The 13,501-nt window shown below is 47.8% G+C and carries 16 protein-coding genes; 10 read left to right on the plus strand and 6 right to left on the minus strand.

Annotated features, from left to right (window positions below; translation table 11 throughout):
• The first annotated feature begins 138 nt into the window (after positions 1–138).
• Together HPY27_RS20200 and HPY27_RS20205 are read left to right on the plus strand one after the other, a co-directional pair.
• Positions 139–384: a hypothetical protein gene (locus tag HPY27_RS20200; protein ID WP_007727802.1), complete on the plus strand. Its 246-nt coding sequence runs from the start codon at positions 139–141 to the stop codon at positions 382–384.
• Between the two features lie 77 nt (positions 385–461).
• On the plus strand, positions 462–833 hold the full coding sequence (locus HPY27_RS20205) for a L,D-transpeptidase (protein ID WP_017247654.1): 372 nt from the start codon (positions 462–464) through the stop codon (positions 831–833).
• 47 nt (positions 834–880) lie between these two features.
• Here the strand turns inward: HPY27_RS20205 and HPY27_RS20210 are convergent, their stop codons facing one another.
• From HPY27_RS20210 to HPY27_RS20225, 4 genes are all read right to left on the minus strand, one after another.
• Positions 881–1,102, minus strand: a complete 222-nt coding sequence (locus HPY27_RS20210; RefSeq protein WP_017247653.1) for a hypothetical protein — start codon at positions 1,100–1,102, stop codon at positions 881–883.
• Between the two features lie 90 nt (positions 1,103–1,192).
• Complete coding sequence (locus tag HPY27_RS20215; RefSeq protein WP_069850380.1) at positions 1,193–3,109, minus strand: ABC transporter ATP-binding protein; 1,917 nt, start codon at positions 3,107–3,109, stop codon at positions 1,193–1,195.
• 250 nt (positions 3,110–3,359) lie between these two features.
• Positions 3,360–4,082 (minus strand): NAD-dependent deacylase, encoded by a 723-nt coding sequence (locus tag HPY27_RS20220; protein ID WP_017247651.1) that lies wholly within the window; start codon positions 4,080–4,082, stop codon positions 3,360–3,362.
• Positions 4,083–4,185: 103 nt separating this feature from the next.
• Positions 4,186–4,941, minus strand: a complete 756-nt coding sequence (locus HPY27_RS20225; protein WP_173622490.1) for a cupin domain-containing protein — start codon at positions 4,939–4,941, stop codon at positions 4,186–4,188.
• Positions 4,942–5,119: 178 nt separating this feature from the next.
• Here HPY27_RS20225 and HPY27_RS20230 point away from each other — a divergent pair, with 178 nt between their 5' ends.
• The 6 genes from HPY27_RS20230 to HPY27_RS20255 all read left to right on the plus strand — a co-directional run bounded on the left by HPY27_RS20230 (position 5,120) and on the right by HPY27_RS20255 (position 9,452).
• Positions 5,120–5,905, plus strand: coding sequence for a metallophosphoesterase family protein (locus HPY27_RS20230; RefSeq protein ID WP_017247649.1), 786 nt, complete (start codon positions 5,120–5,122; stop codon positions 5,903–5,905).
• 171 nt (positions 5,906–6,076) lie between these two features.
• Positions 6,077–6,505, plus strand: coding sequence for a disulfide oxidoreductase (locus HPY27_RS20235; RefSeq protein ID WP_017247648.1), 429 nt, complete (start codon positions 6,077–6,079; stop codon positions 6,503–6,505).
• Positions 6,506–6,508: 3 nt separating this feature from the next.
• Positions 6,509–6,979 (plus strand): thioredoxin family protein, encoded by a 471-nt coding sequence (locus tag HPY27_RS20240; protein WP_017247647.1) that lies wholly within the window; start codon positions 6,509–6,511, stop codon positions 6,977–6,979.
• A 177-nt stretch (positions 6,980–7,156) separates the two neighbouring features.
• Positions 7,157–8,026, plus strand: coding sequence for a cytochrome c oxidase assembly factor CtaG (gene ctaG, locus HPY27_RS20245; protein ID WP_017247646.1), 870 nt, complete (start codon positions 7,157–7,159; stop codon positions 8,024–8,026).
• Between the two features lie 34 nt (positions 8,027–8,060).
• On the plus strand, positions 8,061–8,672 hold the full coding sequence (locus HPY27_RS20250; protein WP_173622488.1) for an SCO family protein: 612 nt from the start codon (positions 8,061–8,063) through the stop codon (positions 8,670–8,672).
• A 6-nt stretch (positions 8,673–8,678) separates the two neighbouring features.
• Positions 8,679–9,452 carry a FixH family protein gene (locus HPY27_RS20255; RefSeq protein WP_174225810.1) on the plus strand — a complete coding sequence of 258 codons (774 nt, stop codon included), beginning with the start codon at positions 8,679–8,681 and terminating at the stop codon, positions 9,450–9,452.
• 59 nt (positions 9,453–9,511) lie between these two features.
• Here the strand turns inward: HPY27_RS20255 and HPY27_RS20260 are convergent, their stop codons facing one another.
• Complete coding sequence (locus tag HPY27_RS20260) at positions 9,512–9,862, minus strand: transporter (protein ID WP_174225811.1); 351 nt, start codon at positions 9,860–9,862, stop codon at positions 9,512–9,514.
• Between the two features lie 132 nt (positions 9,863–9,994).
• On the minus strand, positions 9,995–11,161 hold the full coding sequence (locus tag HPY27_RS20265) for a UDP-N-acetylmuramoyl-tripeptide--D-alanyl-D-alanine ligase (protein WP_173622546.1): 1,167 nt from the start codon (positions 11,159–11,161) through the stop codon (positions 9,995–9,997).
• 151 nt (positions 11,162–11,312) lie between these two features.
• On the opposite strand from HPY27_RS20265, the gene HPY27_RS20270 reads away from it, so the two are divergent.
• Both HPY27_RS20270 and HPY27_RS20275 read left to right on the plus strand, forming a co-directional pair.
• Positions 11,313–12,380, plus strand: a complete 1,068-nt coding sequence (locus HPY27_RS20270) for a CapA family protein (RefSeq protein WP_026042978.1) — start codon at positions 11,313–11,315, stop codon at positions 12,378–12,380.
• 151 nt (positions 12,381–12,531) lie between these two features.
• A complete protein-coding gene (locus HPY27_RS20275) occupies positions 12,532–13,500 on the plus strand; it encodes a GNAT family N-acetyltransferase (protein ID WP_174225812.1) in 969 nt (322 codons plus the stop codon).
• Position 13,501 lies beyond the last annotated feature (1 nt).

Consider the following 13,501-nt stretch of genomic DNA (forward strand, 5'->3'; position numbering starts at 1 on the left):
TTTTTTGCCCAGACGACACTTTTGAAACCACAATTGGACTGCCTATTTTTCAATGTCTGTGGCGTTTGTTTCTTTTTTTATCTCAAATGTTTTACATACAATGGAAAGCAGTGAAACCTGGAAAGGTGTTGGAATTGGATGGAAAAATCATTTTATTATCCTGTTAGCTGGAGCGAGGCCCAACATTACAAAACGTTGCTTGATCAAGAAGGAGTCCCTTATGAAATTCAATCCCCGCTCGATTTGCCTGTCTTGGAAGAAGGTAAGCTGGCCATCGTCTTTCCTTCCATTCCTTTACGGATGTACGTCTGGGTGCGAACCTTGTTCTATCGTGACGGCCTTCGCTATCCGGATACGTTTTCGTTAGATTTCAAACTACATTAATCATGAGAGGAAAGGGACCGGTATCGTCGGTTTTCATAACATAGTAAGAGCGGCATTTCGTATCGTTTGTGGGGGAGGTGAAGAAGCTGACGTCCTACAACATCCGTATCTCGATTGCAAAGCTACGTCTCGATCTGTTCGATGGGAACCGACTCATCCGTTCTTATCCTGTTGCCTTGGGCAAAATTGCCACATCGACGCCACGAGGGGATTTTACCATCATCAGCAAAGTCCCCTATCCGAATTCCTATCCGGGAGGTCCTCTGAGTGTATTCGGAACCATCTGGATGGGACTAAGTAAGCCACACTACGGCATTCACGGCACGAACGATCCTTCCTCAATCGGCAAGTATGTATCTCACGGCTGTATTCGCATGTACAATGAGGACGTGAATGCTCTGGCAAAAATCGTGCCCATTGGTACGCCCGTTCGAATCAGACAGCAATAAATAAACATGCAAAGACCCGCCTCTCTTAAACCAAGGGCGGGTCTTCTTTACATAAGATGAGTCTTTTTCGTTCTTTCTGCTTCCGTTTCATCCGCTTCCAAGAATACAAGATATCTTCTTGCTTGCTTGTACATGATCGATAACGTCATTTCCCTGATCTTGTTCATGATCACTTCTTTATCCTCTGGATGCACTTCGGAAGAGAGCTGTTGTTCTTGTAGCTCTAGGTAAGACATCACCCATTCCGGGTCTAACTTATAGGCAGGCAACGACAGCGACTCCTCTACTCTAGTAATCTACTCTAGTCTACAGGTGGAAGCGTCCCATTCCCAGCCCTCAATTACTGGCTACGCCACTAATTATTTCCCTTGCTCCAATTCCTCTACCAATGCAGATAATTCCGCCCAACGCTCAATGGTTGCTTCCAGCTCTGCCGCCACTTGCTGTTCTTCAGCATAGAGCTTTTCGATTTTGCCGTAATCGCTGCCAGACGCTGCAATCTCTTGTTTTAGCTTGACGCTGCGCTCTTCCAAAGCCGCGATCTTTCCTTCAATCGCATCCCATTCCTTCTGGTCTTTGTAGGACAGCTTGCGCGTGCGGTTGTTGCCGCGATTAGCCCCGCTGTTGCTTTGCGCCTTTTCTGCCTGCTGATCCGCTTCTTGCACCTGTGTTGCTTTTTCCTGACGTCTGTCTTCCAGGTACTCGGAATAGTTGCCGTAGTACTGACGAATGTTTCCTTGCCCTTCAAAGGCAAACAAATGGTCAACTGTACGATCGAGGAAATAGCGGTCATGCGATACCGTAATGACTGCGCCTGGGAATTGCTCGAGATAGTCCTCCAAAATACTGAGCGTTTGAATATCTAAATCATTCGTAGGCTCATCTAAAAACAGCACATTCGGCTCTCCCATCAGTGTACGGAGCAGGTAGAGACGACGACGTTCTCCACCAGACAGGCGGGAAATCGGTGTCCATTGCATATGCGGCGAAAACAGGAATCGCTCCAGCATTTGCGAAGCCGTGATCGACTCGCCATTGCTCGTCTGAATGACCTCTGCTGCTTCCTTTACATATTCGATGACGCGCAGCTTTTCGTCCATCTCGACGCTATCCTGCGTGTAGTAGGCGATTTTAACGGTCGTCCCGATTTCCAATGAACCACTATCCGGTTGAATTCTTCCTGCGAGCATGTTCAAAAGTGTCGTTTTTCCACTTCCGTTTGGCCCGATAATTCCCACACGATCACCCGGCAGGACAATATAGCTGAAATCGTTGATCAGTTTTCGCTCACCGTACGCTTTATTGATATTGGTAAGCTCGATCACCTTTTTGCCGAGACGACTGGCCCCGAGTGCCATTTCCATCTTGGCGGCAGGTCCATCTACGGCTTTATCTCGTAACTCCTCAGCCCGTTGCACACGCGCCTTTTGTTTGGTCGTTCGCGCTTTTGCTCCACGACGCAGCCATGCCAGCTCGCGGCGAAGCAGATTTTGCCGCTTGCTTTCTACGGCCGCTTCATTTTCTTCACGCTCTGCCTTTTTCTCCAAGAACATCGCGTAGTTGCCTTCATAGCTGTACAGCTTGCCGCGATCCAGTTCAAACGTGCGGTTCGTCACGCGATCCAAGAAGTAGCGATCATGGGTGACGAGCAACAAAGCACCCTTGTAGCGTGACAAATACTCTTCCAGCCACTCGACTGTCTCATTGTCAATATGGTTCGTAGGCTCATCCAAAATGAGCAGGTCTGCTGGTTGGATCAAAGCTCGTGCCATTGCTACCCGCTTTTTTTGTCCACCAGAGAGCTCTCCTACCTTTTGCGAGAAATTGTGCAGGCCAAGCTTGGTCAGGATCATTTTGGCTTGCGTATTGCTCTCCCACGCATCAGCCGCATCCATCCTGTTTTGAACAGCAAACAATCGCGCCTGCTTTTTCTCGTCGTCAGGCGACTCTTGAACAGCCTCTAGCGCTGTTTCATAATCACGCAAAAGCTGAATGAGTGGAGAATCGCCGTAAAATACTTGTTCCAGTACGGAGGAGTTTTCGTCAAAATCGGGATTTTGCGGCAAATACTCCACATGGAAATGATTCGCATGAATAATTTTCCCGCTATCCGCTGTATCCAAGCCCGCCACGATTTTCAAGAGCGAGGATTTTCCCGTACCATTTACACCGATCAGACCAATGCGCTCTTGCTCGGCAATATGAAAGGAAATGTTATCAAACAATACTTTTTCTCCATAGCCTTTGGAGAGGTTTTCTACTGATAATATTTGCATGAACGTCACCTGTACTTTTCTATTTGCGTATCGAGAAGCCATATGAATCTTACACTCGATGGTATCATGTTTTTCGCGCAAGCTCTAGGGTGATTCAAATGGATCGCACAAATATTGGAATACCATCTCATTAATGGTAAAATATTGAATATGAAGTAATAATGACGCAAGTATAAAAATAAAATACAATCAGGCATGTCAACGGGCCCAAACCGAAGAAGCGTACTCTTTTCATCGAGCACGCCTGCTTTTACTCTCCTAACGACTGTCCTACTCTTTGCAGCACGCTGCCAATCCGTTCATTTTGGATAACCTCATCTGCCCACGCATCCAATGGGGTTGGTTCCTGATTGACAATGACCAGCTTGGCTCCTCTTTCTTTTGCATGCTGCGGAAACCAATTGGCAGGACTCACGGTAAGCGAAGAACCTAATACGATGAACAAATCGGCTTGTTCCGTCCACGAGATGGCCTGATCGACTTGTGATTGCGGCAAAGATTCGCCAAACAGGACAACACCCGGACGCAAAAATCCTCCGCATGCGCAAATCGTCCCTTGATCCTCCAGATAACGTGTATTGGCATACTCGGTCCCGCAGGCAAGACAGCGGATTTTCGCAAGGGAGCCATGGAGTTCGGCTACAGCCAAGCTTCCCGCCTCTTGATGAAAGCCATCCACATTTTGTGTAATGACTCCATGAACCAATCCACGCCGCTCCCATTCAGCTAAGCACTCGTGTCCGGTGTGTGGCTTGCAAGACAGTAGACCTTGAATGCGCATCTGATAAAATTCCACAAACGCTTCCCGATTCTCCATCATTGCGCGTGTACTCGCGAGTTGCATCGGATCTTTGCCGCGCCACAGCCCAGACTGTGAACGAAAATCAGGCAAGCCACTCTCTGTCGACATGCCTGCTCCGGTGAATACAACGGTAAAGGAAGATGTCCGCAACCAGTGTGCCAGATGATCCATCATGGTTCTCCCCTTCATCTTTGAAAATGTTCTTCTCCTGATTGTAATAGAAGAATGCCGAATTTGGGAGACCTGCCCATCAAGGCACTATCTGTCTTACCATTCAATAGGATGGATAAACGGGTTGTGGCGTATATCCGGTATGGTAGGGATTCGTGCCATATTGTGGATACCCGGTCGATTGTTGATAGACTGGGTGCTGTCCATACCCACCCTGCTGCACATAGTTGGCATCGTAATAACCGTAACTGTCTGGCAACTGGCTCGAGTAGCCATAGTACGGGTACTGGCTTGAGGCAGCTCTATCTGGCAACTGCCCCTGCTGCTGACATCCTACTGGCGGGCCAATCACGACTGTTTTGGTAAGAGGCGCAAAGGTTTCTTTTACCTTTGCTTCATCTAAACAATACGTATGTGCCCACACACTTGCTGGAGTCAACCGCAAAATATCGGAGCCAAAGATCACCTCAGGAGTTGGCGCATCAAAAATAGCCAGTAAGTGCGTATCGTCAGTCAAGGCCATTTCATAGTGCCACCAGCCCTGCGGGATATTGGCAACTTGTCTCGGTTTAATATTGTAATTGAGCAATTGATTGGTAAAAGGATTGATTAGGGACACAATGGCCTCACCAGCGATGCAGTACACCAGCTCCGATGCATTTTGATGGATGTGTGGCTCGACAACATTTCCGGTTGTCAGGAAAATATCCAGCAACGAACTGTTACCTAATGTATTTAACTGTGCGATTCCCAGGGAATCGATGAAATTCCGATCGTCCTTTTTAAAAAACAGATTATTTCTCATATCGTACGTGAACTGAGTATTTGGCGATGTATAGTCGCGATAGGAAGTAGCCATCTGTCGTTTGATCCTCCCACCGTATGGGTATTTGACTCATTTTTGTATCTTTATTCTCTTTCACAAAATATGTGCACCCATCTATTCCATCGAGAAAGAGACACACCTTTCACCCTCCCCTTTACACAAACATATCCTACTAAAAGGCATAACGGGTACTCGAGGAGGGTGATCTTGTTTGGCTACTTATTTGGTCTCGGACATACATGGTCAGAATCAAGCTTTTCAAAAGGCGCTGCGGGACGTTTCCTTCTCTCCCCAAGCTGGTGATCGTCTGTACGTATTGGGGGACATGGTCGATCGAGGACCTGAATCAAAGGAAGTATTGCTCGATCTACTCGCTCTTCGGCAGGCGTATCCGAATCAAATCTATCTCATAAAAGGGAACCACGAGCAAATGCTCGAGGATTGGCTGTCCGGAAACGGCAATCCGGAGCTATACCTGCGCTACAATGGCGGCGATGCCACCATGCGTTCTTTCTTAGGGAATCACCCGCTGCGGCGAGCTTTTCTTAACCGGATGCCTTCTTTGCAGGAACAAGAAGAAGCGCGGCAATTTATTCTTTCTCACTATCCAACAATTTTGCCAGCCTTGTCGTCTCTTCCTTTGTATATAGAACTGCCAGCCGATCCGCGAACCGGAACTCCAGCCGCACTTTTGGTACACGCAGGCATTCGACCCGGCATCCCCTTGCAGGAACAAAACCCACAAGATTTACTATGGATTCGCGAGCCTTTTTACCTTTATTATGATGGAGAACTCCCTATCATCTTTGGCCATACCCCTGTTCCAGGATTACCTCAATACTCAGGCAGCGGTCCTTGGCGCAGAGACAATATGGTCGGCATTGATGGTGGCGCAGGATATTGGCGAGGCGTCATGCTCATCGAATGGCCTTCTCTTCAATCCATTTTCGTACCGATTCGGGATAGGCAATCCTCTCCACAAGTACGGGTCTACTGATCGTGCTAGGGAAAACTGGGAGCTTTCGCACTGGTGCTCCTACCTGCTGCAAGCGCATCGGGTAGTGCATCCAGTATGATTCGAGAGACAAGCCCATTCGTTCAACAAATTATTACTTTTTATAATCTACTTTCGATTTGTAATATGTTAAGATATGGACGAGGTGTTTATATGAAACGTCAGCAAATCGTGGAACAAGCCATGTTTGCCGCTTGGGGTGTGTCCCTGATCGCAACAGGAGGTAGTTTGTTTTTTTCAGAGGTATTAAAGTACATACCATGTGACCTGTGCTGGTACCAGCGAATCTTGATGTACCCGCTCGTCATCTTACTCGGGGTGGCCTCCGCGAAGAAAGATGACAAGATCGCTTCGTACGCCTTGATTCTCTCCATCATAGGAGGACTCACATCGCTGTATCATTACTCGATTCAAAAAATACCTGCTCTGCAAGATCTGGGTAGCGCTTGCGGCATTGTGCCATGCAACACGGACTATATTAACTGGCTAGGCTTTATCACTATTCCGTTCCTTGCTCTCATTGCCTTCACCTTGATCAGCATCCTGCTTATCATCGTTATGAAAAATGCAAAGGAGAAATGATTCATGAAGAAAGTCATCTTTCTATCCATCCTTGTGGCTGCGCTCCTGATCGGTGCGATCGTGTATGCTGACATTTCGAACCGTCAGCTTGCGGAAGGAAACCCTTACGGTAAAGCCAATTTGCACCCCGCTACTCTCGAACAATTGAGTGACCCACTGTACGATAATCTCATTATGCCTAATGAGCTCAAAGGTAAGCTCAATAATCAGGAGGACGCGTTTGTTTACTTTTACAGCCCGGTTTGTGAGCATTGTAAAGCAACTACCCCCGTCCTTGTACCGATCGTGAAAAGCTTGGACATCGATATGAAAAAGCTCAATTTGCTAGAGTTTAACGCCAGCTATGGTGAATACAACATCGAATTCACCCCGACCCTCGTTCATTACAAGGGCGGCAAGGAAGTAGCTCGACTCGTCGGTGGTCGCGAAGCAAGCGAATGGAAAACATGGTTGGAAGAACAGAAAAAATCATAACATTTGGTAGCCTCCCTCGATTCTTTGCGGGAGGCTCTTTTCATATTGGACATACGTGACAAATATGTGAAGATTTCTGTTCCCTTGGAAGAAATAGCCCGAACGAGTCATTAGGCTTTTCCAGTTATTTGCCTATAATGAGTACTGGGGATAATCCTTGAAAACGGAGGTAATCGCATGACCCTCACTTATTTCACTGAAACCTTTGGCTTTCGGGCGACATGGAATCCAGAGCTGATTCTTTTGACCTTTTTGATCGGTCTGGCTTATTTCGCGCTGATCGGACCATTACGCCAAACTTTTCAAGATTCCACACCTGTTACACGAAAGCAACAGACTTTTTTCACTCTCGGCTTACTTGGTTTTTACTTTAGTATGGGGAGTCCTTTAAACGTAGCTGGGCATTTTTTGTTTAGCGCCCACATGCTGCAGCAATCGTTACTCTATCTCGTAATGCCCTTGCTGCTCTTGGCAGGGACCCCGTCATGGTTGATCCGCGGCCTTTTCTATCGCCGAGGGCTCAAGCTTTTCATGCGAATAGCGAGTCACCCGATACCTGCTATTCTCATGTTCAATGCCCTGTTCTCGTTTTACCATATGCCTGTTATTTTAGACTTGGCAATGAACAACCTAGCCCTACATAATTTGATTCATTTACTGCTGCTGGTGACTGCGATATTGATGTGGATGCCTGTTGTCGCACCGATACCGGAAATTCACCGCCTGTCGGAACTGCAAAAGCTTGCCTACATCTTTGCTAACGGTGTTTTGATTACGCCTGCATGTGCACTGATTATTTTTTCAGCCACACCGTTGTATGCGACATATGTAGACGGTCCTTCCATGCTCTGCGCGCCATTCTTTTCCACGCCGATCGACAAATCGATGTTTGCCGTTCCACTGCTCCCTCTGGAGGATCAACGGCTGGGCGGAATTGTGATGAAGCTCATGCAGGAGCTGACGTACGGAGTCGTCCTGGCTTACATCTTCTCTACCTGGTATCGAAAAGAAAAGAATCAGGAAGAGGACGGCCTCATGACGCCATAGCCAAAAAGAATCAGAAAGGAGGCGCCACCCACACGTGAATATCGCCCCTGCTACCGCTATCCGAATCCGACGGTTGCTCTTGTTGTTACCCGTCCTTGTCCTTGTTGCTCTTGTCGCTTCTTGGGTTTGGTTTGGGCCCAAAAACGCCCAGGCGAAATTACCTGATGTGACTCTGCAAACCATCGATGGACAATCCTATTCGCTAGCACCGCAAAAGAAAACGTTTCGCTTGGTGGAGTTGATTTATACCCGTTGCCCGGATATTTGTCCCACGACAACGGTAAAAATGGTTCAGCTGCAAAAGCGCTTGCTCGAAGCAAACTTGATGGGGCAAGACGTTGAATTTTTGACCATCACGATTGATCCGCAAAACGACACCCCTGAGGTCATGCGCTACTATGCCAAGCAGTTGGGGATTCAAGACCAAGGCTGGACCCTGCTTCGGGGTGATGACGAAACGATCAAAACGGTTACAAATTCGCTTGGCTTTTTTGCCAATAAGATGGATGATGGATTCATCTCTCATACATCGAGTACGTATCTCGTGGATGATAACAATGCCGTTATTCAAAAATTCGGCATGGGTGACGATTTCGATCCCGAACAAATTTATCAGGAACTGTTGAAATTGAAGAAGGAAGGGTAAACCAACATGAAACGTACAACGATTCTGCTCTTATCCATGCTCATGCTCCTTTTAGCCGCTTGTGGAAAAGAGAACGAGCAACAAGCCTTGCTACCCGGATCTCCCGTCGAGGCTGCCTTTACATTGGAACCAAAGGAGCTAGTAGCGGGCGACACCGTTACCTTCTCCGTTACAGTTACACAAGATGGCCAACCCGTGGATGATGCCAAGGAAGTGAAGTTCGAATGGTGGAAAGATGGGCAAGAAAAGCATGAAACGATCCCGGCTTCGCTGCAAGGAGACGGTGTTTACACGGCCCAACAAACCATTAGCGAGCCAGGTTCTTATTTTGTCTACTACCATGTAACGGCACGTGATTTCCACAATATGCAGAAGACCCCATTTACCGTAAACAGCAAGGCTGGTGAGACGCCTGGGGTGACGCCATCTGCGCCGCAAGCTGACGCAGGTCAGGCACACGATCATGGGGCTGCAGGTCACGCGAATGGTGAAACAGTTGATTATCATTTCTCCCCAGCCGACAATATTCAAGTAGCATCACCTGCTGCTCTCACTGTTCATCTGATGAAGGACAACAAAGCTTTGGACAAAGCGACAGTCAAATTCGAGTTCTGGCTGGGAAATGACGAGAAGCACAGCTTCGTCGATGCAACGGAAACTGCGGCTGGCCAGTATGAAGGCAACGTACAGTTCCCGACAACCGGAGATTATACAGTGAAGGTCCATGTGGAAAAAGGAGATATTCATGATCACAAGGATTTTTCCCTCACCATAAAATAAGGACTTCAAAATAAAAAGGCCATCCTCCCAGGGATTGGCCTTTTTGCTCGTAAATGGAGTTAGCAGGTAAAATAAGCGATTCGATTCAAGTCTGTCCCGTAATACTCCCATCGATATCCTGTCCAGCGGTATCCAGTTACAGAGTGACGACTGACATGGACGGGGTAAAACCAGAAAGAGCGACCATTTCGCAGCCAAACGTATGTGTAACGATATAAACAGGGATAGAATCCGCCAGCATCAATCCGGCGTGTTCCCCCATAACCTCTTGCTCCCGGTGCACTTGGCGTCCTGCTCGGTGGAGGGCCTGATGGCGGAGGGGGAAAACCTCCTGGTGCACCGGGGGAACCAGGCGAGCCGGGAAAATCTGAGGAACCTTCGCGGCCGCCAGGGGGAAATTGATATGACATGACGTGTCACCTCCTACTAGTCTCCCTATAGGAAATGCATCAAACGCACAGATGGTATGTGCGTTTGCCCGCCGTCATTCACCTATTTTTTCCGCAATAGCCTGTATAGTCCCCGCTGACGTCCTCACTCTTTCATCCTTGCTGATTGCTCCGATTGGCTGTTACTCTGCACAAAAATTGTACAGTCTCTCCCATTTTCAACCGATGCGATCCTTTTACGAGGAAGGCTGTATTTGGCTTCAGTTGTTTTGCTAGACAACGATGCAATCCTGCCTTACTCAAGCAATGCCTGACCCGATTTGCCGGAAAACCGGAGAGAATCGCTGCTCTGGCAATATTCCTAGCACTTCTTCCCAGCGTATATAAGTAGTCTACATTTTTTTGACTCAAATATTTCCCGACATCCTCATGACCTTTCACGTCGTATTTGCCCATTTCCAGCATACTGGCGAGCACCGCAATCTTTGTGGTATGCCCTACCTGGCTTAACACATCAATCGCTGCCTTTGCCGCATCTGGATTCGAGCTGTAGGTATCATCCAGCACCTGAATGTTATTCACAAGTCGATAGCTGGTTAGGCGTTTTCGCTGTCCGCGAAACTGACTTAATCCGCGACGAATATCATCAACGGGAATCCCCATCGTATGAGCGACTGCGATAGCAGCCAATGCATTGTATAAATTATGCTCGCCGGGAATAGGGACAAAAAATGACTCCTTTTCTCCACGCAAAGAACATTCGAATCGAAACCCATTGCCCTCTATTTTCGTTCGCCCCGCCTTATAGTCCGCCTCCTGCTCCTTGCCAAATGTAATGATTTTTCCCGTGAACGAACCCAGATAAGGCTGTTGAATAAACTGGCGAGAATAGGGACAGTCCCTATTCAGAAAAATGGTTCCTGTGGGTTTCATATGACGAATTAACTCCGTTTTTGCTAATGCCAGCTGCCTAGCGTCACCGCCAAAATTTCCGATATGAGCCGTGCCAATATTCGTAATGACTCCCATCGACGGCTGTATGATTTTGCAATGCTGTCGCAAATGACCACTTCGATAAATACCATACTCAAGCACTGCGGCCTTGTGCTCGTCCCGAATTCTTTTGGTATGCGCTCTTGTATTTCCCAGGAAGTTCTTGTTGTGCATCGATTTATATGTGGGCATGCGAAGATTCAGGATGGTATAGATCATTTCCTTTGTCGTGGTCTTTCCTGCACTTCCCGTCACAGCGATAACCGGCTTGTCGAGAATCAGTGTCTTTACCGGTACAGCAGCTCTTCTCTTCTTTTTCACGGGTATCACCCCTTTGCCTCGTTCTTCTCTCGATCAGCTTACCTATTGTATGAACGGCATAGACAGCCTGTATAGACCATTATCTATGAAAACGTTCCGCTACTATCCAAATCAGACGGACGACTTCTGGAATAGAGTGGGAGGGGAGGTGAAGCGCATGAAAAAGAAGGCCACCATCGCCGCTGTAGGCGACATCCTAATGTGGAAAGAGCAGGTGGCAACTGCCAGACTGCCTGGTACAGATCAATTCTCTTTTACGGATATGTTTCATTCCGTGACACCGATTCTCTCAGCGGCAGATCTCACGATTGGCAATTTAGAAACCACCTTTTCCGGGAAAACACAGCCCTATCAAATCGGTTCGGCACGAACCGGTTACCCTCGCTTCAACTGTCCAGATGAATTGGCTCGGGACTTGAAATCATCTGGCTTTGACGTATTGACTACAGTGAATAACCACTGTCTGGATGGCGGAGTAACCGGACTATGCCGAACCCTTGATGTTTTGGATCGATACAAGCTTGCTCATACCGGAACCTATCGAAGCCCTGAGGAGGCAAATACCTACCTGATCAAGGAGGTAAACGGCATTCGCATCGCTATGCTTGCTTACACCTACGGGACAAACAAGCAGGTGATCCCCGCTCATACGCCATGGATTGTCCGACTTCTCCATCTTGACACGATATTATCCGACCTGAGAAAAGTCCGTCCTCTCGTCGATGTTGTGATCATCTCCCTTCACTTTGGGATTGAATTCCGCTATACACCGACGACTCGCCAGCGACAGCTCGTACAAAGCCTGCTCGACAACGGTGCTGATGTCATCCTCGGGGCTCATCCACATGTTCTACAGCCTGTTGTCACCCCGAGTATCACGACTGCTCACGGAACAAAGAGACAAACGCTAGTCGCGTATTCTTTGGGCAATTTCACATCAGAGAAAATGCTCTCGTTTGATCAATCTCTGTGCGGAGCAATCCTGCGATTTACTGTCGAAAAGGATGAGAGGAATCAGATTTCACTCGAGCAAATTTCAGTCATCCCGACGTTTTCGCAACGGTATGTAAGTCAAGGGCGTATACGCTTTCGTGTCATCCCCATGCGTTCCTATTTGAAAAGCCCTGATCTGTATGTACGACCCCTGCAGAGAAAAAAGCTCCTCTTGCTATGGAATCGCGCCATTCGCATCATAGGCAGGTCGCGGGGCGTATTGATTGAATAACACGGGAGCAAACGAGGGAGCGGGCAGTTTGCTCCCTACCCTTCCTCTTTTCCTACATAGACCACGATTGACGATTCACAGAACATTTTGGTAAAATTCTTTTGTAACTAACGAAATTAATTTAGGTAGTTACAAAGGAGAGATGACTTGCATGATCACTGTTCGCCGTATCCACCCAGAAGATTTACCTGCATTTCTTGCCTTCCCGGATCACCCTGCGTCCGTTCTGGATGATATCGCTCTTTACCTCGACAAAATGTTCACACAAGGAGCCATGCGTCAGGACTGGTGCTTCATTCTGGAGGTACAGGGTAAGATCGCTGGTCGTCTTGCCTTCTGGACATTGCCTGGCAGTAAACAAGCAACCGATTTGGTATTGTGGGAGCTTCCATGGAAAGAAACAGAATGTCCTTCGCTCGGAGCTCATTTCTTACGCGAAGTCTTCACACTCATGGCAGGGAATCTTTCGGAGAAAATCGGCTATATTCTGGATTCACCTTCCTCCTCTCCCCAATGGCAAACGGATCACCAAGAGCGAAGAAATGTTCTGGAAGCGCTCGGTTTTCGAATTAGCCGGGAAACAAACCGCTTCGAATGGCATGCACCGATTGAGGCAACTGCTATACCGTCAGAAGGAACGCATGATCTGATCGTGTACAGCAGTCTTCCTGAGGTTGGTGAGGCTGCATTTGTGGATGCCATCATGCGCGTCTCGCAATTCACCCATGATCAACAAATTACAGAGGAGCGCTTGGAAAAAGGCCCTCTAGCCCAAGCACAGGAAATGTTCCAAGATTTGCAACAAATGAAATACGAACCGGAATGGTGGCAGCTCGCCTATACAGAAAAAAATGAGCTCATTGGTTTCTTGATGCCTACGGTCAGCCCCACCTTTGCTACAATTGGATACATCGGTGTTCTCCCCGAGCAGAGAGGACACGGCTATATTGATCGATTGCTGAAGCAGACCACTGACGTTCTTGTACAAGCAGGAGAAACATACATCCGCGCAGATACCGATGTCAAAAACACGCCAATGGCTAAAGCCTTTTTACGGGCTGGATACCACCAGTTTGCCAGTCGCCAAGAATTTTCTCTAGATTCTGGCTTGTTGCTGTAAT

The organism is Brevibacillus sp. HB1.1 (genome assembly GCF_013332445.1).
Classification (GTDB): Bacteria; Bacillota; Bacilli; order Brevibacillales; family Brevibacillaceae; genus Brevibacillus; species Brevibacillus porteri.

What these genes read in the sequence shown, in the direction of transcription:
- HPY27_RS20225 (WP_173622490.1), bottom strand. Translation starts at nt 4,941, where the DNA reads ATGGCTACTTCCTATCGCGACTATACATCGCCAAATACTCAGTTCACG.
- HPY27_RS20270 (WP_026042978.1), top strand. Translation starts at nt 11,313, where the DNA reads ATGAAAAAGAAGGCCACCATCGCCGCTGTAGGCGACATCCTAATGTGG.
- HPY27_RS20275 (WP_174225812.1), top strand. Translation starts at nt 12,532, where the DNA reads ATGATCACTGTTCGCCGTATCCACCCAGAAGATTTACCTGCATTTCTT.
- HPY27_RS20220 (WP_017247651.1), bottom strand. Translation starts at nt 4,082, where the DNA reads ATGGATCATCTGGCACACTGGTTGCGGACATCTTCCTTTACCGTTGTA.
- HPY27_RS20200 (WP_007727802.1), top strand. Translation starts at nt 139, where the DNA reads ATGGAAAAATCATTTTATTATCCTGTTAGCTGGAGCGAGGCCCAACAT.
- HPY27_RS20215 (WP_069850380.1), bottom strand. Translation starts at nt 3,109, where the DNA reads ATGCAAATATTATCAGTAGAAAACCTCTCCAAAGGCTATGGAGAAAAA.
- HPY27_RS20260 (WP_174225811.1), bottom strand. Translation starts at nt 9,862, where the DNA reads ATGTCATATCAATTTCCCCCTGGCGGCCGCGAAGGTTCCTCAGATTTT.
- HPY27_RS20240 (WP_017247647.1), top strand. Translation starts at nt 6,509, where the DNA reads ATGAAGAAAGTCATCTTTCTATCCATCCTTGTGGCTGCGCTCCTGATC.
- HPY27_RS20235 (WP_017247648.1), top strand. Translation starts at nt 6,077, where the DNA reads ATGAAACGTCAGCAAATCGTGGAACAAGCCATGTTTGCCGCTTGGGGT.
- HPY27_RS20255 (WP_174225810.1), top strand. Translation starts at nt 8,679, where the DNA reads ATGAAACGTACAACGATTCTGCTCTTATCCATGCTCATGCTCCTTTTA.
- ctaG (WP_017247646.1), top strand. Translation starts at nt 7,157, where the DNA reads ATGACCCTCACTTATTTCACTGAAACCTTTGGCTTTCGGGCGACATGG.